This is a genomic window from Deltaproteobacteria bacterium, assembly GCA_016874775.1.
GTDB lineage: Bacteria > Desulfobacterota > Binatia > Bin18 > Bin18 > VGTJ01.
On the sequence record VGTJ01000098.1, the window covers coordinates 1 to 23,232 of the forward strand.

The following is a 23,232-nucleotide window of genomic DNA, read 5'->3' on the forward strand; positions in this document are numbered from 1 at the left end:
GGGCGGCGCGGGCACAGCGCAATCACTTAGCATGTTGTTATCATGCGTGGGTATCCTTGAAAGTGAAAGCTCAAGAACTGGGCCAGACCCTGTATGCCGTGCGGGAGAGTTTGTTTAGTCATTACCTTCGCGCTGAACTACAAAACCCTCATGTCACGGCTTGTTAAGGTCCAAAGCGTAAGTCCTGTGTAGGTAAAACCGACCTCCAGTCTTTCTCAAGCCGTAGAGGAAATGAAGCGAGGCCTAATTGTGGGCAACCGAGGGTCGCAATTCTTCGTAAATTTGCTACGCTTCACGTTGCTACGCGACACGACTGTTGAGAAATGACTATGAGCACCCGAAGTGAAGAGAACCTCTGGCTCGCATGTCGCATGTGCAATGGATTCAAAAAAATACAAACCCGTGCCCGAGATCCTCTCACTGGACGGTGGCTTAAGCTGTTCAATCCTCGCTACCAACGTTGGTCAAGGCATTTTGTCTGGAGTCAAGATGGAACCCGTGTCATTGGACAAACAGTCTGCGGCCGAGCTGGTGTATCATATGCCTGTCACAGGAGGAGAATGCGTGGCCACCAGACAAGCGAAGAAAACCACGACCGCTCCGTCACTCAAATCGACAACCTCTACAACCGCAACCAAGCAGTTGCTCGGTGACATTCGCAACCTCATCGAATCAGCTCGGGAACAAACGGCCCAAGTGGTAAATGCTGGGTTGGTCCTCTTGTATTGGAGCATCGGCAACCGCGTTCGACGCGACATCCTTAAACAGAAACGAGCTGGGTATGGAGAGGAGATTGTGCAGACACTGTCTGCACAATTGGAAACAGAATACGGTCGTGGGTTTAGTCGGCGGAACTTGTTCAATATGCTCCGCTTTGCCGAAGTGTTCTCAACGGTAGAGATTGTTCAGACACTGTCTAGACAATTGGGCTGGTCCCATTTCATGGAAGTCATTTATCTCAAAGACGAACTCCAACGAGACTTCTACGCAGAGATGTGCCGCGTAGAACACTGGAGTGTTCGCACGCTGAGATCAAAAATCGGCGGCATGCTATACGAACGCACCGCTCTTTCCAAAAAACCGGCTCTCCTCGCCAAGCGAGAGTTAGCAACACTGCGAGAGGAAGATCGTTTGACTCCAGACCTCGTTTTTCGCGACCCCTATGTTCTTGACTTCCTCGGTCTCAAGGACACTTACAGTGAGAAAGATCTGGAGACTGCAATTCTACGAGAGCTGGAGCAATTCTTGATCGAGTTGGGAACGGACTTTACCTTTGTCGCCAGACAGAAACGTTTGACGATTGGCCGCACAGACTATTATCTCGACTTGCTGTTTTATCATCGCGGTCTTCGCTGTCTGGTAGCAGTTGAACTCAAGCTCGATAAATTCCGCCCTGCAGACAAAGGGCAAATGGAACTCTACCTGCGGTGGCTGGAAAAATACGACACGCGACCAGAAGAAAATCCTCCACTTGGGATTATCCTGTGCAGTAGCAAGGACCAAGCGGAAATTGAATTGTTGCGTTTAGACAATAGCGGCATCCGCATAGCTGAATACCTAACGGAACTTCCTCCACGTCGGTTACTCGAAAAGAAATTGCACGAAGCTATCAGACTAGCCCGCAATCAATTGATACAAGAACCGTAACACAAAAAACGACACGGTTGTGAAGATGGCAAGCACGAGGAGCAGGACCATGACTACCATGAAGCCAATCTGCCATAGGGGCCGGTCGTGGGGCAGCAGGGCGTGTTGGTTGGCACGGAGCAGCGCAAGGTTACGAACATTCGCTTTCCAGCCAAAATCGAACAAATCGCCAAGCAACGGAATCACACCAATCAGACTCTCCAGCGCGACATTGCCGATCATACGTAACAAGAGCCGTTTCGGTGCCCCTACGCGGGCAGATTCAAAAATGACGTAACTGGAGAGCAGGGCACCTACGGGATCACCAATCCCAGGGATGAGTCCCACGATACCGTCCAAACCAAAGCGCAAGGACGTCCCAGGTATGGGAAAGGCCGTATCCAAAATACGGCTTAACCAGTTCAGACGATACAAACGGTCTTCACTGAGGACAGTCACCTGTTGTTCTTGTTGCGGGAGATTTGTGTTCAATTGTCAGCAACCTTGCAAAATTAGCCCCAAAATGTCGGAAAAAGCACGGCAAGGGACTACTGAAAACTATAGCGTAAAGTAAGGCAGATGCTACTCCTATTGTCGCTCATTGTTGGGTATCCATTGGAACCTTCTGTGATGATTGAAATTGACGAACGGATTACGCATCACTGAATTGCCGAGAAACTATTACTTTTTGTGATGAGGACCGATTGATCTCACATTTTGGGACCTTGACGGCGCTGGCCTCGTCACGGCATAAATCATAAAGCATGGTGAGATTTTGTTTCTTCAGTGGTGGGAGGTTGTGGATGCAGACGCTGGTGTCCCGTTTTGGCTCGTCGATGAGGACGTGGGTCCAACCATCACCCATTGAGGCTGTCCCGCGCCTGGTCTTCTTGAATCTGGCGTTGCAAGCATTCGATGGGCTCGCAACCTACCAAGGGATGCTGCTTGGTGTCCAAGAAGGCAACCCAATACTGCGTGCAGCAATGATGCAGTGGGGCGTTGCGGAGACCTTGCTTGGTGCCAAAGGCGCAGCGTGCCTTGCCCTGCCACTTTTTTTGCTGATGCGACATCGCCGCCTCAGTGTCTGGGCTCTGGCACTCCTCGCCGGGTTTTATCTCGCCCTCTCGTTTGTCCCGTGGCTGGCAATCTTTCTGAGTGAAGCCCAACGCATTTGGGTGTAATGTTCCTTCGTTGATGAAAAGCCGCCCGCCGTTCACGACATCCTCCTGAATTTGTCCTGGGCTCCTTACCTGCGATGGCGAGAGCAGATACTGTAGCGAAACTATGGTATCGAAACTCGCTTCGAGCAGGAGCACGCTATGACGTCTTGGTTCATACAGCGCTTTCGCACCATTGTCGGTTTTCTGCTGGCAATGGTCATGCTTTTTCCGTTCATAGAGAGGACAGAGGCGGATGACTCGCATCCATCTCAGTATCGTTTCACACCAAAGACTTATAAAGGCCGAACTATCGCGCCAGCGATGAGCTATCTCGGCGCAGGTTGGCTGGAACGAGATGAGCGCGAGCAACTTGAACAACCAGAAAGGGTGCTTGATACCTTGCAGATTACGGAAGGGAGTGTCGTGGCCGACATTGGTGCTGGTATCGGTTACTACAGTTTGCGGCTCGCGAAGCGAGTCGGGACGAATGGACGTGTACTCGCCACGGACATTCAACCCGAGATGCTAGCGCGCCTGCGAACAAACATGAAGAAAACCCGCACGACCAACATCGAGCCGATTCTCAGCACTCCTACCGACGCCACACTGCCTGCAGGGCAGCTTGACCTTGCCCTCATGGTCGATGTGTATCACGAGCTTGCCCATCCCGAAGAAACAATGGCGCAAGTGCACCGCGCACTCAAACCCAGTGGGCGACTCGTTCTTATTGAGTATCGTGGGGAAGATCCGACCGTGCCAATCAAGCCCGACCATAAGATGACGCTTGCGCAAGTGCGAGCCGAACTTGAACCGATGGGGTTTCAATTTCAACAGGTTTTCGATTTTTTGCCTCGGCAGCACCTGATAATTTTCACTCCAACTTCTACGAGCGGCGACAAGTAACATGTCAAACGACACTCCCCCTGACTGTCGACCGTCGACTGCCGAACTCTCTTGTGCGGTTGTCGTTGCCTCGTTTCGCCCTGGAGAACTCATCGATCGTTGCCTGCACTCGCTGTTAGTTCAGCAAGGCGTGGGGCGATATGAAGTGGTCGTAGTTGATAGTTCTGCCGATGGAACCGCTGAACGTTTACGTCAAGACTTTCCCGCAGTGACGGTTATCGGCCTCGACCAACAAACCCATCAGTCTGCTGCACGCAACATTGGTGTGGCACATACTCGTGCCCCGTATATCGCGATTACCGATCAGGACTGTATTGTGCCACCCGACTGGTTAGCTCGTTTGTTGGCGCATCACCAGCGTGGCACCTATGCGATCGTGGGTGGTGCAATCGGCAATGGTACGCCGGAGAATGCGGTCGGAACAGCGAGTTACTTGATTGAATTCAACGAGTTCATGCCGCTCGGACACGCACGCACAGTGGCCATGATCCCACACTGTAATATCTGCATTCGTCGTGACGCCTTCACCACCGTCGGCCCATTTGTGGCTGTGCCGCCTGGCGCCGAGGACCAGGTGTACAATTTTTTGCTGTGCCAACGAGGAGAGCGTCTCTTGTTTGACCCCACGATTGTCGTCACTCATCTCAATCGCACTGATTATCCTTCATTCCTTCGCCATCAACGGCTGCTTGGCGTAGGGTCGGCAATTGCACGTCGGACTGTCGCCATCCCAGGGCAAGCGTTCGTACGTCACCGCGTGTTGGCGTGCACGTTGCCTATGGTGCGATTCCTACGAACCAGCGGGAGGCTGCTGCGACAGGATCGTGCCACCTTTCTTCGCTACCTCCGCCTTTCGCCGATTCTTCTGCCAGGATATATGATGTGGACAAAGGGGTTTTTGACGGGAATGCAACAGCGGCTTCCGGTTGTAGTGGCGAACCACGAGCCTAGCGAAAGCAGTCACTCAAAGTGAAAACTGAAGGGGTAGGGGCGTACGGTATGGCGGAGGGAAGTGTCTCGGTCATTATTCCAGCGTTGAATGAAGCGGCATCACTTGCTGAGTTAATTGAGCGAGTCGACGCGGTCCTGCAAAACGTGGTGAGTTCCTATGAAATTATCGTCATCGACGACGGCAGTACTGATGACACTCCGATTGTCCTGCGTGAACTCAGCGCCCAGTACGCTCACCTGCACGTGGTGCGCTTCCGCCGTAACTATGGGAAAGCTGCGGCACTGTCGGAAGGCTTCGCGCGCTCACACGGGGATTACCTCATTACTATTGATGCCGACTTGCAAGATCCGCCAGAGGAAATTCCTCAATTGCTCGACCAGTTACGATCACAGTACGACGTGATCTGTGGCTGGAAACAGAAACGGAAAGATTCATGGTCACGCATCCTCGGTTCGCGTCTCTTTAATTTTGTGACGGCTCGTATGACTGGCCTAAAACTGCATGACATGAACTGCGGCCTTAAAGGCTACCGCCGTCAGGTCGTGCAAGAGATGCGTCTCTATGGCGAAATGCATCGCTTCATTCCCGTCATCGCGCGGCAACGTGGGTTTCTGGTGGGGGAAATTCCAGTGGAACACTTCCCGCGACGTTATGGCGAGTCTCGCTATGGCTGGAGTCGTACCCTCAGCGGCCTTTTCGATCTTATTACTTTGGTGATGCTCGGTCGCTATACCCACAAGCCGTTACATTTTTTCGGACTTCTGGGCTTAGCGTGCGAATTTTTTGGACTCTACATCCTTGTCATTCTTGGCATCGGCTGGTTGCAAGGGCAATGGGTTGGCAACCGCCCGATCTTTCTGGTGGCGATCTTCTTGTTACTCTCAGGCTTGCAGTTCATTTTTTTCGGCCTCCTGGCCGAGCTGTTGATCTACCTCAGTGGGCGGCGTGAGGACTGTAGTATCGATGAAGAGATTCCTGGAATCATGACAAATAGTGAGACCAAAGGTCCTCGACCCCTTGACCGCGCCAAGACCACCGTTCGTGCTGCGAACTCCTCTTCGTCGTAAGTTCGACGATCAGCGTACAGAAACTCTATAGTCACATTATGCGCTTCGTGCTCGTTGGCCCGTCGGCTCCATTACGTGGAGGTATCGCGATCGAGAATGACGCGCTTGCACATGCGCTGGAACTGGCAGGCCATGCTGTCGAGCAAGTGAGTTTCCGCCGTCTCTACCCGTCGTTGATCTTTCCTGGTCGTTCGCAGGTCGATGCAGAACAAGCTTCGTCTGGCTCGTTCCGCGCTCAACAGTTACTCGATAGCGTCAATCCGTTAAACTGGTGGACTACCGCACAAACGATCGTACGCATGCACCCCGACCGGGTCGCCTTTCAGTGGTGGCACCCGTTTTTCACTCCGAGTTATGCAGCGCTTCTTGCCTTCTTGCGGTGGCGTTGCCCTGAGGTCGCGCGAATTTTGATTTCTCATAACACTCGTCCGCATGAGCCATTACCGGGGCAGGATGTGGCGCTCCGTTTGATCGCTCGTTTGTGCAATATGATTGTCGTCCATGCCCGCTCGGAATATGACCTCACGGTTAAGCTGGCTCCCAAGGCCAGGGTGCACATCGTTGACTACCCGATGTTGGCAACGGAGCGGACGTTACCGTCTCGCCAAGAAGCTCAGCAGCGACTAGGAGTGACAGGCCACGTGCTGCTCTTCTTCGGTTATGTGCGCCATTACAAAGGTGTCGATATCCTGCTACGTGCGCTTGCTCAGGTGACCACCGAACCGCAGATTTCCTTGTTGCTTGCAGGGGAGTTCTACGAACCTGAGCAACAGTATCGCGATCTGATTCGCACTTTGGGAATCACAGACCGGGTGCAGATTCATAATCGCTACATCAGTGAGTCTGAATGGCCGGATCTCTTTGCTGCCAGTGATGCGCTGGTCTTGCCGTATCGTGCGGCTTCGCAAAGTATGTCGATTACGTTAGCCTACGAATTTGGCAAACCAGTGATTGTCAGTCGGGTTGGTGGACTGGCTGACGCAGTTGAAGATGGACGTACCGGACTCGTGGCTGAGCCTGAACCGGCATCCCTGGCTGCGGCGATTCAGCGTTTTTACGGTGACTTCCTTGCAAGTCCGTACCAAGCGCATATCGCTGCGCGACGACAACGACTCGGGTGGGAGCCGTTTGTGCACACACTTGAGGGGAACGTCCCTGTTCAGGGGGATTGGTCTACAGTATAACAGTCGCAACCATGTCATGTTGAGCGCAGCGAAACATCTCTCTTCAGCGTTTGCAAAGAGATTCTTCGCTGCGCTCAGAATGACAACGCCGAGCGGGTGTGGTTATTCCGAGAAGCTTCAAACGAAGGAGGCAGCATGAGCACTGTCAAAATGATTCAGTTGTATCAGTCGCCGTGGTCAGAACGTGCACGGTGGGGGTTCGACTACAAAAAAGTTCCCTATGAGAAAGAGGACTATCAGATCGGTGCTGGTGAAGAGAATCTCAAGAAGCAAACTGGTCAAGCGCAGGTACCGGTTCTCCTCGCCAATGGCAAAGTGATTCCTGATTCGACGGCGATTCTCAACTGGCTAGAAGAACAACATCCAACACCTGCATTGATGCCGAAATCAGAGAAAGATCGTGCGCAAGTCGTGATGTGGGAAGAATTGATGGATTGGGTGCTAGGGCCGCAAGGCCGCATTCTGATCCTTGGCAAATTCCTCCGCTCAGATAACGAGCAGTTTCGTCAAGGTGGCCAGTTCATGGGTCAGAAGTATCAGTACTCACCGTATGCAGAAGAACATGCCAAGACGGCGGTGCAACGACAACTCACGATTCTCAAGCACGCTGTAGAGGGAAGAAATTATTTAGTTGGCGATTCCTTCACTCGCGCTGACCTTACCGTGGCGAGTTTACTGAACGTCGTGAATCCTCCACCAGATGATATCTACGTTGTTGCTCCTCCGGTTCGAGCGGTGTTCACATCAGACGAGGCTCGCGAGCCGGCCTTCGCTTCGGTTTTCACATGGCGTGATAACATTTATAGCAAGCACCGCGGTGGGCAGGTGAAACCTGCGTAACTGTAGAGGCGCACAGCTGTGCACTGGTCACAACTTAAGCACTTAGCAGCGAAAAATTCCCTCTCCCTCAGAGAGAGGGCTAGGGTGAGGGGATGAAATAAAAGGACGGAGCGCTCTCGATCCCCTCATCCTGACCTTCTCCCGGTGGGAGAAGGAACCTGGCGACGGTGTGCTGTGCCTGAAACACCAGGCCGGACTCTGAAGTTGTGACCAGTGACAGATGTACGCCCCTACCGGGGTCTTTTCAGATTGCACTTCAAGCTCACACTCGAATACGACGGCACCAATTACGATGGCTGGCAACTGCAGAAGCACGCTCCTACCATCCAAGGCGCGCTCGAAGCGGCACTGTCGCGTATTTGTGACACCGCGATACGCGTGCAAGTTGCTGGCCGTACCGATGCTGGTGTTCATGCGCTCGGGCAAGTCGCCTCGTTTACGACCGAGCGGCTCATCGACTGTTATCATTTGCAACGAGCATTGAACGGCCTACTACCCTCTGACATCGCCGTCCCACAGGTTGAGGAAGTAGCGGCAAATTTTAGCGCACGCTTCGACGCACGCAGTCGTACGTATCGCTATCAAATCTGGAATCATCAATGGCGCTCGGCCATTTGGGAGCGCTATTCGTGGCATGTGTCGTTTCCACTTGATATTGAAGCTATGCGACAAGCCGCACTGCTTCTGATTGGCGACCATGATTTTTCCTCGTTTCAAGGTGCAGACAGTGTTGAACACAACCCGCAGCGGACTATTTTGCGTAGCGAGATCCGCCATGAGGGCGACTTCCTCATCTATGAGGTCGAAGGCCGTTCGTTTCTGCGCCACATGGTGCGGAACATCGTTGGGACACTTGTAGGTGTTGGCCGAGGAGCGACCTCGCTGGCAGACTTTGCTGCGGTTCTTGCTGCTCGTGATCGTCGGCGGGCTGGAGTCAATGCACCGCCACAGGGGTTGTTTTTGGTGCGTGTAACGTATTAGGAAGCGAGGTGGAGGGTGAGGGGAACATGCCACGCACTGATGACGCCTCGCGTTATGCCTACTACGTCCTGGCCGTGCTCTTCTGTGTCAACATTCTCAACCTTGCCGATCGCCAGGTCGTCTACATCCTCTTTCCGCTGATTAAGAAGGATTTGGAACTGACGGATGCACAGCTTGGAGCACTAGGAGCCTTACCGTTTGCGCTCTTTTACAGCTTTATGGGGATTCCCCTTGGCTGGCTGGCAGATCGCTGGAATCGTGTCCGCCTTATCACTATTGGTTTGGCGATCTGGAGTGGTTTCACCGCATTGTCAGGAGTGGCGCGCAGTTTCTGGTCATTATTTGCCGTACGAGTCGGAGTTGGGATTGGCGAATCTTCCTGTGCTCCGGCTGGACAAACGATTCTCAGCGATTACTTCCCTCCAAGGCGACGTTCAACAATTCTGGCAGCGTTTAATTGTGCAGTCCCGATTGGGCATGGTCTGGGATTATACCTTGGTGGCTACATTGCGCAGCAATGGGGATGGCGCTGGGCATTCTTGCTGTTGGGGATACCGGGGCTCTTGTTAGCACTGCTTGTAGCGACGTTGAAAGAACCGATACGCGGGCAAATGGATGAAGGTCATTCAGCTTCCACGACCGGGACCTCTCATGCGATGAAGGATTTTTTTGCGATCCTTCGTGCGACGCCGTCTTTGCGTTGGCACTTTGCGGCGATGGCGATTATTGGTTTTTCGGTGAATGCCTATGCCGTGTGGCTGCCGACATTTCTGGTCCGCGTCCGTGGTATGAGTGTAGAAACGGCAGGGATGATCACCGGTGTGAGTGCCATCATCGCTGGTTTGCTCGGGACCTTTCTCGGCGGGATTATTGCGGACCGTTGGATGGAGAAGCGCAAAGATGCGCGTATGCTCATCCTCGTGGTTCGTAGTGTCGTGGTCATTCCCTTACTGGTCGCTATGTTCTTTGTTCCCTCGCCGTGGTTATTTATCCCACTGATTGTGATTGGCAGCTCAGTCAGTTCGATTTGGTTCGGCCCCGCTGCGGCAGTGGTCCATGATCTGGTGCGACCAGAGCTGCGTTCGTTAGCAGTAGCAGTGTATGTGCTGTGTATTAATTTTACCGCTGGCATTTCCCCCTTGTTAGTTGGCAAGCTGACCGACTTGAGCGGCGATCCGCTGTTCTTGCAGTATATGCTCTTGATCGCACCGATTGCTGATGTGTTTGCCGCGGTGTGTCATTATGTCGGCTCGCGTTATATCGTTGCTGATATGCGAGCCAATCGACTAGTGATAGAAGCAGCCTGAGCAAAGACGGACGTAGGTGAAGGGACAGAGAGTGAACCTCATTCGCAGTATAACAACAGCACTTGCACCCCGCGGTGTGAATCTCATCGGTACGACAACGGTGACGGATTATGAAGCACTCGTACCATCGCAGTATCATATCGCTTCACTGTTACCTGGGGTAAAGACACTCGTTGTGATTGGCAATGGTGGCGGACAGTTCTGGCACGGGTTCCGTGCCTACTGCGCAGAGCATCCGAATTATCTCCAGGAGCACGAACACCCACTTGATGATTACACGGTTGAACTGATCGAGAGCACGCTGACGCCAATCCTCACCCGTACAGAAGCTCGCTATCGTTACTGCTATCCTTTTCGCTTTTGGACTGAGCCGGTGTCATTCATGCATCTGGCACGTGCTGCTGGTCTGGCTGGACCGAGCATTCTGGGAGTGACGATTCATCCTGTATACGGACCGTGGATGGCGCTCAGAGCTGTGGTGCTGATCGACCAAGAGCTGTACGCGGAACCGGCTGCTGCGGGTTTCGACCCATGTCCAACCTGTGTCGAGCGTGCATGTGTCACCGCTTGTCCTGCATCTGCAATATCTGCCGAAAAAGGCTGGGACATTCCGGCCTGTGTACAACATCGACTCCAAGTGACGACCGACTGTGTTGACTATTGCCGTGCGCGGTTCGATTGTGTGTACGGGCGAGCGTATCGTTACCCGCTTGATGAATTGCAGTATCATCAGCGGCAAAGTTTTGCTGAAATGAAGAAATATTTCCGAGGGCGAGGAGAAACGGAGATTGTATGACTCACTCACGTAAATTGCACTTGGGCGCGTTCATGCGACCAGTCAGCATTCATACCGCAGCCTGGCGTTATCCTGGTGCGTGGTCAGATGCGAACTTTAATTTCCAACACCTCAAACGTCTCACGCAAACGCTTGAACGCGGGAAGTTCGATGCCTTCTTCATGGCTGATCATCTTGCGGTGCTGAATATGCCAATCCAGGCACTCAAGCGGAGTGCGACAACGACCTCCTTTGATCCATTGACGTTGCTACCAGCGCTCGCGATTGTCACCGAACACATTGGACTGATCGCGACGGCTTCGACGACCTATAACGAGCCGTACCATATCGCACGTAAATTCGCCTCGCTTGACCACATCAGTGGGGGACGCGCGGGCTGGAACGTTGTCACCTCTGGTAACCCCCATGAAGCGATGAACTTCGGCCTGGAAGAACATGTTGAACATGAGACGCGCTATCGTCGCGCGCGTGAGTTCTTCGACGTGGTCACTGGTTTATGGGACAGTTGGGCCGATGATGCTTTTATTCGTGACGTGGAAACCGGCACCTATTTTGATCCAGAGAAGATGCACGTCTTGGACCACCAAGGTGAATTTCTCAAAGTTCGCGGACCGCTCAACATCGCGCGTCCCGTACAGGGCTGGCCGGTTATCGTGCAGGCTGGTGCATCAGATGCGGGTCGCCAACTTGCGGCGGAGACAGCAGAGATGATCTTTGCGGCTGGGGGAAGTATCGCGAATGCGCGCGCTTTCTACGCCGATGTCAAAGGCCGCATGGAGAAACTCGGTCGTCCGCGCGAACATCTCAAAGTGTTACCAGGTGCATTTGTCGTCATTGGTGAAACTGCGCAGGAAGCAGTAGAGAAACGTGCGCGACTCGACAGCCTCGTCCATTATGATAGCGCGATCGCGTCACTTTCGATTGCGCTTGGTCATGATGCCTCAAAATTCGACCCAGACGGTCCGCTGCCTGAGATCCCTGAAACCAACGCCAGTAAGAGTGGCCGCGAGCGGGCTATAGAACTGGCAAAGCGTGAGCATTTGACCGTACGCCAATTAGCGCAGCGTATCGGCGGCTATGCTGGCTCAGCCTTTGTTGGTACGCCAACTATGATCGCTGATCAGATGGAAGAATGGTTGCTTACCGAGGCGTGTGATGGTTTTAACGTCATGTTTCCCTATCTGCCTGGTGGGCTCGATGACTTTGTCAATCTGGTCGTGCCAGAGCTGCAACGGCGTGAGATCTATCGTCGTGAGTATGAAGGGAAGACGTTGCGGGAGAATTTAGGGTTGCCACGCCCAGGCAACCGCTTCTTTGCGTAGTCTCGGCCTCTTTTGACCTTACATTGTGTGTTAACGGGGCGCTCCCGCACGTGCGAGCAATAGTCGCATTGGTAGCAGCTCCCGACTGAGTGGGTTGATCATGAGGCCTAGCGTTTCCAGGGTAACGGCTCCTAAGAGCGGGGCATCTTCAGTTTCCCCAAGTACAACCGGTGAGGTTGCACTGAACCCTTCTATGGTGAAGCGACATTCGGAAACACCGCGGGTGATAGTTGTTCCATCCGCAAGAGAAAATTCTAGAAAGCGTTCTGGTTTCAACTTCAGCGCAGTCCAGAGCGCTGTCGGCAGGACGGTGTAGACAGCGCCCGTATCTACAAAAAAGCGAGTTGTTTGGGGACGCCCTTTTCCATCGGGGCGCTGAATCTTTGCGCGAATGTAGGTCAGTCCCATCAGCGTTCCCTTACCACACTTCTTCCTCTGACGATATCCATCAGTGCAGCGAGCAAACGTCGAGTTTCTTTTCGTTGGCGCACGGCAACACGGAAGTATTGTTTTCCCAGACCTGGAAAGTTCGCACAATCGCGAATGAGAATGTGGTGTTCTGCGAGTTTGTGGCTCAGGTCTGCAGCAGTAAGTCTACGATGCTCCAGTTGCACAAGCAGGAAGTTGGCCTGAGAAGGAAAGACGCGAAACCCGGCGATGGTGGCGAGCTGCTGCGCAAACCAGCGGCGCTCGCGTTCCATAATGGCACGACTACGTTGCGCAAACTGCGAGTCAGCAAGGCACGCGACTCCCACAGCTTGCGCAATGCTATTTACTGACCACGGTTCTAATTGTTGACGTAAGCGAGCAATGACACGGGGATGGGCGATCGTATAGCCGATCCGAAGTCCAGGAAGCGCGAAGAATTTCGTCATCGACCGCAGCACGATGAGCGACGCGTGTCGGGTGGCCAATTCTTTTACCGACTCTTCTTCAACCCAATCGATAAAAGTTTCATCGATGAGCAAGCGTATCCGCATTCGACGACATTGACGAACAACTGTCTCTACCGTCGCACGAGGAACGAGTACCCCAATTGGACTGTTCGGGTTCGTCAATACGACAGTGTCATATCCTTCGGCCAGTTTGCGTTGCAGTTGCTCGGGCAGCAACGCAAAGGCTGGAGGTCGTAAGTAGAAACGGGAGACTGACGCTCCTGCCAGGCGGAACGCTGACTCGTGCTCGCTGAATGTGGGTGAGATGATTAGCACGTTTTGTGAAGCCAATACCCTGGCAAACAGATAGATCAATTGCGTTGAACCGTTCCCGACTAAGAGTGACGTAGGATCGAGCGCATGGTAGTTTGCGAGTGCCGTCGTTAAAGTTTCTGCATACGGCTCGGGATAGTGAACTGCTTGTGACAATGCCTTTCGATATGCGGCTGCAACTCCACGTGGCCACCCGAGGGGATTGATACTGGCGCTAAAGTCGAGCACCTCGTCTGGTTGCAGTCCATGCGCCCGGGCGAAGGCGTGGACGTTGCCGCCATGCTTTGGGAGTCTTGCGTCGAACTCACGCTTCCTCACATTGGTTCCTTCGGAGTAGCGTGCACTGTGCGCACGAGAATTCTTGCATTTACAGCACCGCGAGGATGACACAGAGCGCGAGCATAAGCAGGCTCGCCACGTCGAGTAACTCACAACTTTGCGTGATATGCTCGGGATGGAGGGTGTGGCGAGCATCACCTAGAGTTGGTTTGTCATGCACTTCGCCAGAATACCGACTTGGTCCACCGAGTTGTATCCCTAACGCTCCTGCCATCGCTGCCTCTGGATAACCAGCATTTGGGCTGTCGTGCTTATGCCCGTCACGCCAGGTGATACGCCAAGCCTCTTTTTCGTCGTATCGGTGTCCTCGTTGACGACCGATCCATGCCGCACCAATCAATGCTAATGCAGTGAGCCGGGCAGGAATATAGTTGGCTACGTCATCGAGCCGAGCGGCGACCTTGCCGAATTGCTCATACTGTTCTGTACGATAGCCGATCATCGAATCCAACGTATTCACGGCTTTGTAGGCCATAGCTAACGGCACGCCGCCAATAGACATATAGAAAAGCGGAGCGATGACACCGTCTGAACTATTCTCCGCTACCGATTCGACGGTGCCACGAATTACTTCAGTTGCTGACAGCGCTGAGGTCTCTCGACTGACGATGCGCGCGAGCATCGCACGTGCGGCCGCCATGTCTCCATTCGCGAGAGGAGCAAGCACTGCCTGGGCATGCTCCTTCAGATTGCGCCGTGCCAGACAAAGTGACCCCAACAAAATGGTGACCGCAGTGCCGACCCACCACGACCACAGTGTCAAGAAATGGAGACCCAATGCGGTCAGTAGATAGGTCCAAAGAACGATGATGGTGACGAGGGTCGCGCCACGTTGAAAGTCTGAAGTCGACGCCTTTGCGGTTCGACGTATACGATTTTCCCAATAGGTAATTGCTTTGCCGATAAGCCGTACTGGATGTGGCAGCCAGTGCGGATCACCAATAACGGCATCGAGGGCAAAGGCGAGAATGAGGACGAGGGTGTAGTCCATACGAGCTACGTACGATTCGTCTTTTGTATCCCCTCACTGACCGCATGCAGAGTTACGCGACCGACGAGTTCTCCCAACTTGGTGTGCTTCCCGCAATAACTGTAGGCTGGTTTTGCAATGGGACAGGCTATTGCCACACAATCAGTTCCTGTTCCAGTTGCCGGTGCGTCTGAGACTGTGCTTTTCACTCTTGCCTCATGCAGCGCGCTAACTTTTGCTTCAGTCACCATCTGTACCGCTTCAATCATTGCAGTTGGAGTCAGCGCGTGATTCACCGCGATGATGAGATTGATCGTGCTGAGCTGCTGATCGTAAGTGGCTGAATCGCCGACAGCAAGGGCATTGCTGAGTCCGACTGTGGCAAAGCATTCAATCTGGAGGCCCTCATGTCGTACGCTCTTTTGCACTAGACGTTCCATCAGCACGCCAGTCATGAGACCGACGACGGGCAAGTCTACATTGAGTTGTCGAGCCAGAGTGTCCAGATAGACCTCCGGTTCTGCTGTTGGATACTCGTGAATATTGACTTGATGGTTGAGCATAGTGCGCGCTTCGACCAGTCCACCGTTCAATGGAGCCCAACTCAAAACGCGGTACCTCTCAGGAAAAGTCACAAGCAGAGTGTTCTTTCGGACAGATGAGGTCCAAGGGCGCATAGGGTTCAGTGCTACGTGCGGGAAAGCTCGACCATGAAATTGCAACAGGATTATCATAAGGATGACTCTGTGCAATGACGCTCAGGTTGCCAGGCGGACTGTTGCTCTTGCCGTTGTCTTGCCAGAGCGTGCGTGGTACGGTTCTCGCACTTTTTTCCAGGAGTGTTTCGTTGTGGCTGATGTGAAGAAAGTTGTACTCGCGTATAGCGGCGGGTTGGATACTTCGGTCATCCTGCGCTGGTTGATCGATACCTATAAATGCGAAGTTGTCGCCTTCTGTGCTGATCTCGGCCAGGGCGAAGAATTGGCACCGGTTGAAGAAAAGGCCAAGAAAGTTGGCGCGAGTAAGATCTACATCGAGGATCTGCGCGAGGAATTCGTCCGTGACTTCGTCTTTCCCATGCTGCGCGCCAACACGTTCTACGAAGGCGGGTATCTGCTGGGAACGTCGATTGCCCGACCGCTGATTGCAAAAAGGCAAATTGAAATCGCCCGTAGAGAAGGGGCGGATTCGGTGTCTCACGGGGCAACCGGGAAGGGCAACGATCAGGTGCGTTTTGAGCTGACCTATTACGCACTTGAGCCGAACATCAAAATCATCGCGCCGTGGCGAACCTGGGATATGCGTTCTCGATCTGACCTTATCGCTTATGCTGAAGAGCGGAACATCCCGATCCCGGTTACCAAAGAGAAACCCTACAGCACTGATCGTAACTTGTTACACATCAGCTATGAAGGCGGCATTCTCGAAGACCCGTGGCGCGAACCGTATGATGACATGTTTGTCTTGTCAGTTTCTCCTGAAAAAGCACCAGACAAAGCGGAATATGTTGAGATCGATTTCACCGCCGGGAACCCGACCGCGGTCAATGGAGAACAACTTTCACCCGCCGCACTGCTTGCTAAGCTCAATACTCTCGGTGGCAAACACGGAGTTGGACGGCTTGATTTGGTTGAGAACCGTTACGTCGGCATGAAGTCACGCGGTGTGTACGAAACTCCAGGGGGGACGATCTTGCATGCTGCTCACCGAGCGATTGAGTCGATCACGCTTGATCGAGAAGTGATGCATGTCCGTGATTCGTTGATCCCGCAATATGCAGAGATGGTCTACTACGGGTACTGGTTCGCGCCAGAACGGGAGATGCTGCAAGCAGCGATTGACGAGTCACAAAAGAATGTTACTGGCACAGCGCGAGTCAAATTGTACAAAGGCAACGTCAGCGTCGCTGGCCGCAAATCCTCCAAGACCCTCTACAACCCTGATGTCGCAACCTTCGAGGCAGGTGGGGATTATCGCCAAGCCGACGCTGAGGGTTTCATTCGCCTCAATGCATTGCGTCTACGATTACGGGCGTTGGCGCAAAAATAGCTTTTAGCTCTTAGCTTTCAGCAGTCAGCTTTTTGCGCTCTTGGTTTTTTGCTGAGAGTTGATCGCTGAGAGCTGATCGCTGACTGCAGTTTATGACACAAGCAGTTAAAGTGAAATCCAAAGCCTGGTCTGGCCGCTTTGCCGAGGGGGCGAATCCACTCATGGAGGCGTTCACCTCGTCGCTGCATTTCGACAAGAAACTGGCGCCCTATGATATCCGCGGGAGTATTGCCCACTGTCAGATGCTCGTGAAACAAAAGATTCTCTCACGCGTTGAGGGTGATCAGATCGTCAAAGGGCTCCGAGCTGTTGAACAGGAGCTACGCTCGGAGAAATTTGTTTTTCTTCCATCTGATGAAGACATCCACATGGCGATCGAGCGGCGACTGACAGAGCGTGTTGGCCCTGTCGGTGGGAAATTGCACACGGCCCGCAGCCGTAATGACCAGGTGTTGCTCGATGTGCGCCTCTATTTGCGCGATGAGATCGCCAATATCATTGAATTGCTCAGCGCCTTGCAAAACCAACTTGCCCGTATGGCGAAGCGATATCGGGATCTCGTTATTCCCGGCTACACACACCTCCAACGGGCGCAGCCGGTGACGCTGGCTCACCATCTGTTAGCATATTATGAGATGTTTGGGCGCGACAATGAACGACTGCAACAATGCCGTGAACGGGTGAATGTGTTGCCGCTGGGTGCTGGCGCGTTGGCAGGAACGACCTTGCCTATCGATCGCCATCATGTGGCAAAGCTGCTCAAATTCCCGCGTGTGAGTGAGAACAGTCTCGATACTGTGGCTGACCGCGATTTTCTGATCGAGTTTCTTTCAGCCGGAGCTGTCCTCGGTATGCATCTCAGTCGCATGGCTGAAGAATTGGTACTGTGGGCAAGTAGCGAGTTTGGTTTTATCGAGTTGCCTGATGCATTTGCCACTGGCAGTTCGATGATGCCACAGAAGAAGAATCCTGATGTGGCGGAATTGATCCGTGGTAAAACTGGCCGTGTCTATGGCAATTTGGTCGCGTTACTGACGATCCTCAAAGGCCTGCCACTTTCCTACAATCGCGATCTGCAAGAAGACAAAGAACCGATGTTTGACACGGTTGATACGCTTAAAGGATCACTAGAAATTCTCGCTGCGATGTTGCCGCGGTTAGTGTTCCGTGAAGACCGTCTCCGTGAAGCGGCGTTAGGGGGATTCACGCTAGCGACAGATGTTGCAGACTATCTGGTAGAAAAGGGCCTCCCGTTTCGTCAAGCGCATGAAGTGGTCGGAGAGGTGGTGCGTTGGTGTCTGGATGCAAAGCAAGGGTTAGAAGAACTTTCGCTAGAGCAATGGAAGCGGTTTTCGCCATTGATTGAACGAGATATTTTGCCGCGTATGACACTTGAATCTGCCGTCGATCGACGGCGTTCGTATGGTGGTACTGCCCGCAGCAGTGTACAAAGACGGTTACGGATGATCGGTGTATGAGTTTTACGTTTTACGTTTTACGTTTTACGTTTCATGTGTTGCGTGTTGCGTTTCGCTTCCCTAGCCTTAGGGGTGTTTTTTCGCCCATTCGCCCATTCGCCCATTCGCCCATTCTTTTTTTCCTTGTTCCCTGTTCCCTGTTCCCTGTCACCTTCCTCACTGCGTGCGGCCACAAAACCCCGGTCCGCCCGCCAGAGTGGATCGTGCCGGAAGCAATTGGGGATTTGGCGCTCGACATCGACAACAACAAGAAAATTGTTGTCCTGAAGTGGGGTCGTCCGCAGGAATACGTCGATGGTAGTGAGATGGATGATCTGGGTGGCTTTGTAGTTTTACGAGCAACTGAGGGTGAGCGAGGTCAGGACAGTGGCTTCGCACAAGTTGCAACGATCACGGTGACCGACCGTGATCGCTTTCGCAAAGCCAAGCAATTTAGCTACACCGATACACAACTGACGGCGGGGGTGTTGTATCGATACCGCGTGCAAGCTGTGACGCTTGATGGATATGCGAGTGCTGCATCAAACACGGTCGAACTGGTGTGGAAAGATACTCCTCCTGCAACCGCAACGCCTACTCCGGCGCCGACCAAGCGCTAGTTGACGAAACGGATAAGGAAATGAAAAATGCAAAATGAAAAATGTAGAATGATGAAGGAAAAAGGAAAAACGAAGAAACCCTCGCTCTTCCCTAATTCTCCATTTTTAATTCTTCATTTTTAATTTTCCATTTTGCATTCTGAATTGGTGCTGATTATGAAGCTTCCTTTCACCAAAATGCACGGAATTAGTAATGACTATGTCTACGTCAACGCTTTTACGACGAAAGTGGCAGATGCGCCAACTGTTGCACAAAAAGTGAGTGATCGTCGCACCGGCATTGGCGGAGATGGGCTCATCCTGATTTGTCCATCCGACACTGCTCACGCGCGCATGGAGATGTACAATGCTGACGGTAGCCGCGGAAAAATGTGTGGCAATGGCATTCGTTGTGTCGGCAAATATGTCTATGACCACGGTTTAGCGCGAACGAATCCCTTAAAGATCGACACTGATACTGGCATGAAGACGCTGTTCCTCGAATTGACTGATGGGAAAGTGTCGCGGGTGACGGTTGATATGGGTGAACCGATTCTCGATGGTTCACAGATTCCGGTGGCTGCGAAAGGCCAAGTGATCGATCAACCGCTTGCAGTGGACGGCAAGTCCTACCAAGTGACCTGTGTGTCGATGGGCAATCCGCACTGCGTCACGTTTGTCGATGCCGTCGAGCCATTGGACTTAGAAAAGATCGGACCGAAATTTGAGCATCACGCCTTCTTTCCTGATCGCGTGAATACTGAGTTCATTCGGGTGGTGAGTCCGACTGAGTTAGACATGCGAGTATGGGAACGTGGGTCAGGAGAAACCTGGGCGTGTGGCACTGGCGCATGTGCTGCGGCTGTTGCGGCTGCACTGAATAGCAAAGCCAGCCGTCGTGTAACGATTCATCTCCGCGGTGGCGATCTCGAAATCGAATGGCGGGCCGAGGATAATCACGTCTACATGACTGGACCGGCAGAAGAAGTATTTGAGGGGACGATTGAGATTTAATACGTGCTGCGTGATACGTGTTGCGTGGAATCCTGGAAAAGAGACACGATGCGCATATTCACGCAACACGTTCCACGTTGAAATTGGAGGGAATTATGGGAACCGCACCGACGAACTTTGCTGGCTCTTTTGTTGCGCTTGTGACCCCGTTTAAGAACGGCAAAGTCGACGAGAAACGCCTCGGTGATCTTATCGAGTGGCACATCAAGAGCGGGACCCATGGAATTGTCCCGTGTGGCACAACTGGTGAGTCTGCGACATTATCGCATGAGGAACACACTCAAGTTGTGAAGTTCGTCGTCGGCGCTGTTAAGAAGCGCGTTCCTGTGGTCGCCGGGACCGGTTCGAACGCGACTGCCGAAGCGATTCGCTTAACGCGGGAAGCGCAAGAAGTCGGTGCCGATGGGGCGCTGATGATCTCACCGTATTACAACCGCCCAACTCAAGAAGGAATTTACCAACACTACAAAGCCGTCGCGCAAGCGGTGCCGGGCTTCCCGATTATTTTTTACAATATTCCTGGCCGCACAGGATCGAATATTGAACCGTCGACGATGGCTCGTATGGCGGAGATCAGCAATATCGTTGGTGTTAAAGAAGCCACTGGCTCAATCGATCAAGTGATCAACATCCGGCTTGCGTGTGGTGATAACCTCGCGATCCTTTCTGGTGAGGACACGTTGACCTTCTCGATGATGTCGCTTGGTGGCAAAGGGGTGATTAGCACGGTAGCCAACGTTGCGCCAAAGGAAATGGCCGAGGTTGCCAATGCCGCTTTGGCGAAGCAATGGGATCGGGCGGCGCAACTACAATTACAGCTCACGCCGTTAATCCGTGCGCTCTTTATCGAAACCAACCCGATTCCTGTAAAAACCGCCCTCTCACTCATGGGCAAATGCGAGTTAGAACTACGCTTACCACTCGTGCCGATGGCAGAAGGCAATTTCGCCAAGCTCAAGGATACGCTGAAAGAGTACCGGCTTATCTAGGGAACAGGGGCCGGAGTCCAAGGTCCAAAGTCTAAAGTCCAAAGTTTAGATACAGAGCACGGATCACGAAACACGTCGTCACCGGTTTCATTATTGATCCTGTGATTCGCACTCGTCCTCTACGAGGAAATAATTATGTCCACGAATATCATCGTCTGTGGCGCGGCTGGGCGCATGGGAAAAATCCTTGTGACCCTGGTGCACGAGAATACCGACATGCAACTTGCTGGTGCCGTTGAGGCATCGGGCCATTGGGCGATCGGCAAAGATGCCGGTGAAGTCGCAGGGCTTGGGCCGATCGGTGTGAAAATCACGGACAACTATGGGGCAGTGGCAACATCAGCGACGGTGACGCTTGATTTCACCATTCCTGAGGCTGCGCTCGATCATTTACGAACCGCAACTGCGAACGGGGCAGCGATCGTTATTGGCACAACTGGGTTCTCAGCCGCACAACGAACGGAAACTGAAACGCTCGCGACAAAAACGCGGACGATTATCGCTCCCAACATGAGCATTGGCGTGAATGTCCTGCAGAAAGTTGTTACCGATGTTGCGCGGATTCTCAAGGACGGGTTCGATGCCGAGATCTTTGAGATCCACCACCGCTTCAAAGTCGATGCCCCAAGTGGGACAGCGCTTGGACTTGGTCGAGCCATTGCGGCTGCTCAGGGTAAGAACTTTGATCAAGTCGCGACCTTGGCTCGTCAAGGCATTACTGGTCAACGCAAAGATGACGAGATTGGTATTGTCGCTTTACGTGGAGGAGACGCGGTTGGTGATCATACTGTCGTGTTCGCTGGGTTTGCCGAACGGCTTGAACTGACGCACCGTGCACAGAGCCGGGAATGTCTCGCACGCGGCGCGATCCGGGCTGCGGCATGGCTGCCAGCGCAGCAACCTGGCCTCTATACGATGAAAGACGTGCTCGGTTTATAAAGCCGACAGCGTATTCTTTCGTTTTGCGCGCGTTGCTTGCTGCCGTTGTTCCTGCCGTCCCTTTCGCTGAGCGGCCTCAGCGATGGCCTCTCGCACGCCAAATCGACCAGTGGCACACAGGCCAAGAATCGTTTCAGTAACTGACCGACGAGAAATTTTTGCTTTCGTTGCTGTCGTTGTGCGCATGTTGTACCTCCACTTCCGCAACCGCTTCCGCTACCCCCCGCTCTATAAAGAGAGATCGGCAGTTCCTGAAATTTCTGATCCCTCCTCGGCGAGTCTACGCTAAACTTTTCCCCCTTATTTCCCGTGAAATTTAGCCGGCCGTTTCTCGAGAAATGCAGTCACTGCTTCTTCATGATCGTAAGTCTTAAACAGATAGTCAAGCCCGAGGTTCCGCGGCGAATCAAAGTATAGTCGAATGGCTGATAGAGAGAACGTGTCTGAATCTTATCTGGTCTGAGTCATCCGTTGGACAAACTCTCCATGCTCAACGCTTGCGATACCTTCGCCGAGCGTTTTCAGGACTCCGGCTAAGTCTCCCTGTAACATGGCCGCAGCATCAAGCCACAGGCCAGGGAATGTCTCGCTTTTGTAAATCTCCGCTTCACTAGGAAGTAGGCGGTCGTAGCGACCGTCGCGCAAGATAAACCAATCGATTGCATTGTCTAACGTTCGCCACACAATGTACTCGCGCACGCCGTGATGACAATAAACATCTAACTTTTGGTGCAAATCATAGGCGGCACTACTGGACGCAACCTCTGCCACCAGTTCGGGAGGACCCTCGATAAAGCCGTCAGCAGTCACGTGAGACTGACCGCCAGTAGTAATTCGGAGAAGTACGCCTGGTTGTGGTTCGTTACCCAGGTCTAGGAGGACAGTCGTGTTATCGCTCACCGCGACTCCCGGAGTTGAGGCAGAGTATACGACCAACCAGCCGTTCAACGAAGAATGCTGCCGACCATGTCCCTCATAGCGCACAGGTGATGGCACGTAGACTACTCCTTCAATAAGCTCGGCCTTCTTGAGGTTGGGCATCGCCTCATAGCGGCGCTCGAACTCCGGACGAGTCAATTGGTCGCCATTCTCCAGCGGGGGCACTTTCTGAACAACCGCAGTTGCTTCCGGCGATAAGGATTGAGACGAGATAGACATAGGAAAAGATTCACTCCTCTAAGGGAAACTCTCTTTATCCAGCTCTTCCTCTTTAGATTTGGTGATAGCTTTACCAGTTGCTGTTTTCAAGCACTGGACGCTTACTCATCCAGCGGACCTGCGGAGGAAGAAGGTGATTGAAAGTGGCTCGTATGATAAGACTCGTATCGCAGAGTTGAGGTCAACATTGACAGACCTTCTCTCTTCCTTTTACTAAGAATGACTATGACGATGGAGAAGAATTAAGGCATGGGCAAGAATTAAGTTACCGATTAAGAGCGAGGAAGAAGCGTATAGTTCCAATCGCCATGAAACTTACCGGGTTTGATATTGAGCGCTTGAAACTCATCGTCGGAGACCTGTAGGCCTTTG

At 52.9% G+C, this 23,232-nt stretch carries 24 protein-coding genes; 17 read left to right on the plus strand and 7 right to left on the minus strand.

Annotation, left to right across the window (positions count from 1 at the left end):
• Positions 1–540: 540 nt before the first annotated feature.
• Entirely contained in the window at positions 541–1,647 is a 1,107-nt protein-coding gene (locus FJ147_16645; GenBank protein MBM4257511.1) for a DUF1016 domain-containing protein, read from the plus strand.
• On the opposite strand, the gene FJ147_16650 is transcribed toward FJ147_16645, so the two are convergent.
• Positions 1,615–2,085, minus strand: coding sequence for a DUF4112 domain-containing protein (locus FJ147_16650; protein MBM4257512.1), 471 nt, complete (start codon positions 2,083–2,085; stop codon positions 1,615–1,617). The two genes, FJ147_16645 and FJ147_16650, sit on opposite strands and share 33 nt — an antisense overlap.
• A gap of 344 nt (positions 2,086–2,429) precedes the next feature.
• On the opposite strand from FJ147_16650, the gene FJ147_16655 reads away from it, so the two are divergent.
• From FJ147_16655 to FJ147_16700, 10 genes are all read left to right on the plus strand, one after another.
• Positions 2,430–2,807: a hypothetical protein gene (locus FJ147_16655; GenBank protein MBM4257513.1), complete on the plus strand. Its 378-nt coding sequence runs from the start codon at positions 2,430–2,432 to the stop codon at positions 2,805–2,807.
• Positions 2,808–2,945: 138 nt separating this feature from the next.
• On the plus strand, positions 2,946–3,689 hold the full coding sequence (locus FJ147_16660) for a class I SAM-dependent methyltransferase (GenBank protein ID MBM4257514.1): 744 nt from the start codon (positions 2,946–2,948) through the stop codon (positions 3,687–3,689).
• A 1-nt stretch (position 3,690) separates the two neighbouring features.
• Complete coding sequence (locus FJ147_16665; protein ID MBM4257515.1) at positions 3,691–4,662, plus strand: glycosyltransferase; 972 nt, start codon at positions 3,691–3,693, stop codon at positions 4,660–4,662.
• Complete coding sequence (locus FJ147_16670) at positions 4,659–5,708, plus strand: glycosyltransferase family 2 protein (protein MBM4257516.1); 1,050 nt, start codon at positions 4,659–4,661, stop codon at positions 5,706–5,708. The genes FJ147_16665 and FJ147_16670 overlap by 4 nt, the downstream gene beginning before the upstream one ends.
• Before the next feature lie 38 nt (positions 5,709–5,746).
• Complete coding sequence (locus FJ147_16675) at positions 5,747–6,892, plus strand: glycosyltransferase (GenBank protein ID MBM4257517.1); 1,146 nt, start codon at positions 5,747–5,749, stop codon at positions 6,890–6,892.
• 135 nt (positions 6,893–7,027) lie between these two features.
• Positions 7,028–7,732 carry a glutathione S-transferase family protein gene (locus tag FJ147_16680; GenBank protein MBM4257518.1) on the plus strand — a complete coding sequence of 235 codons (705 nt, stop codon included), beginning with the start codon at positions 7,028–7,030 and terminating at the stop codon, positions 7,730–7,732.
• A 213-nt stretch (positions 7,733–7,945) separates the two neighbouring features.
• A complete protein-coding gene (gene truA / locus FJ147_16685) occupies positions 7,946–8,713 on the plus strand; it encodes a tRNA pseudouridine(38-40) synthase TruA (GenBank protein MBM4257519.1) in 768 nt (255 codons plus the stop codon).
• Positions 8,714–8,739: 26 nt separating this feature from the next.
• Positions 8,740–10,020 (plus strand): MFS transporter, encoded by a 1,281-nt coding sequence (locus tag FJ147_16690; GenBank protein ID MBM4257520.1) that lies wholly within the window; start codon positions 8,740–8,742, stop codon positions 10,018–10,020.
• Between the two features lie 31 nt (positions 10,021–10,051).
• Positions 10,052–10,816 carry a hypothetical protein gene (locus FJ147_16695; GenBank protein ID MBM4257521.1) on the plus strand — a complete coding sequence of 255 codons (765 nt, stop codon included), beginning with the start codon at positions 10,052–10,054 and terminating at the stop codon, positions 10,814–10,816.
• Positions 10,813–12,138, plus strand: coding sequence for an LLM class flavin-dependent oxidoreductase (locus FJ147_16700; protein MBM4257522.1), 1,326 nt, complete (start codon positions 10,813–10,815; stop codon positions 12,136–12,138). The genes FJ147_16695 and FJ147_16700 overlap by 4 nt, the downstream gene beginning before the upstream one ends.
• A gap of 30 nt (positions 12,139–12,168) precedes the next feature.
• On the opposite strand, the gene FJ147_16705 is transcribed toward FJ147_16700, so the two are convergent.
• The 4 genes from FJ147_16705 to FJ147_16720 are packed head-to-tail and all read right to left on the minus strand — an operon-like array spanning position 12,169 to position 15,389.
• Entirely contained in the window at positions 12,169–12,546 is a 378-nt protein-coding gene (locus FJ147_16705) for an aspartyl protease (GenBank protein ID MBM4257523.1), read from the minus strand.
• Positions 12,546–13,820 (minus strand): threonine-phosphate decarboxylase, encoded by a 1,275-nt coding sequence (locus tag FJ147_16710; GenBank protein MBM4257524.1) that lies wholly within the window; start codon positions 13,818–13,820, stop codon positions 12,546–12,548. Before FJ147_16710 ends, FJ147_16705 begins: the two co-directional genes overlap by 1 nt.
• Complete coding sequence (cobD, locus tag FJ147_16715; protein MBM4257525.1) at positions 13,714–14,676, minus strand: cobalamin biosynthesis protein CobD; 963 nt, start codon at positions 14,674–14,676, stop codon at positions 13,714–13,716. Before cobD ends, FJ147_16710 begins: the two co-directional genes overlap by 107 nt.
• Positions 14,677–14,681: 5 nt before the next feature.
• The gene (locus FJ147_16720) at positions 14,682–15,389 is read right to left on the minus strand and encodes a hypothetical protein (protein MBM4257526.1); all 708 of its coding nucleotides are present in this window, start codon (positions 15,387–15,389) and stop codon (positions 14,682–14,684) included.
• A gap of 4 nt (positions 15,390–15,393) precedes the next feature.
• Between FJ147_16720 and FJ147_16725 the strand changes: the two genes are divergently transcribed.
• The 6 genes from FJ147_16725 (at position 15,394) to FJ147_16750 (ending at position 21,702) form a co-directional block, all read left to right on the plus strand.
• Positions 15,394–16,704, plus strand: coding sequence for an argininosuccinate synthase (locus tag FJ147_16725; protein MBM4257527.1), 1,311 nt, complete (start codon positions 15,394–15,396; stop codon positions 16,702–16,704).
• 92 nt (positions 16,705–16,796) lie between these two features.
• Positions 16,797–18,182, plus strand: coding sequence for an argininosuccinate lyase (argH, locus tag FJ147_16730; protein ID MBM4257528.1), 1,386 nt, complete (start codon positions 16,797–16,799; stop codon positions 18,180–18,182).
• The gene (locus FJ147_16735; GenBank protein ID MBM4257529.1) at positions 18,179–18,781 is read left to right on the plus strand and encodes a hypothetical protein; all 603 of its coding nucleotides are present in this window, start codon (positions 18,179–18,181) and stop codon (positions 18,779–18,781) included. Before argH ends, FJ147_16735 begins: the two co-directional genes overlap by 4 nt.
• Positions 18,782–18,937: 156 nt before the next feature.
• A complete protein-coding gene (locus tag FJ147_16740) occupies positions 18,938–19,774 on the plus strand; it encodes a diaminopimelate epimerase (GenBank protein ID MBM4257530.1) in 837 nt (278 codons plus the stop codon).
• A 95-nt stretch (positions 19,775–19,869) separates the two neighbouring features.
• Positions 19,870–20,763 carry a 4-hydroxy-tetrahydrodipicolinate synthase gene (locus FJ147_16745; protein ID MBM4257531.1) on the plus strand — a complete coding sequence of 298 codons (894 nt, stop codon included), beginning with the start codon at positions 19,870–19,872 and terminating at the stop codon, positions 20,761–20,763.
• Between the two features lie 135 nt (positions 20,764–20,898).
• The gene (locus FJ147_16750; protein MBM4257532.1) at positions 20,899–21,702 is read left to right on the plus strand and encodes a 4-hydroxy-tetrahydrodipicolinate reductase; all 804 of its coding nucleotides are present in this window, start codon (positions 20,899–20,901) and stop codon (positions 21,700–21,702) included.
• Here the strand turns inward: FJ147_16750 and FJ147_16755 are convergent.
• Positions 21,697–21,888: a hypothetical protein gene (locus FJ147_16755; GenBank protein ID MBM4257533.1), complete on the minus strand. Its 192-nt coding sequence runs from the start codon at positions 21,886–21,888 to the stop codon at positions 21,697–21,699. The two genes, FJ147_16750 and FJ147_16755, sit on opposite strands and share 6 nt — an antisense overlap.
• Before the next feature lie 264 nt (positions 21,889–22,152).
• Positions 22,153–22,860 (minus strand): Uma2 family endonuclease, encoded by a 708-nt coding sequence (locus FJ147_16760; protein ID MBM4257534.1) that lies wholly within the window; start codon positions 22,858–22,860, stop codon positions 22,153–22,155.
• Between the last annotated feature and the right edge of the window lie 372 nt (positions 22,861–23,232).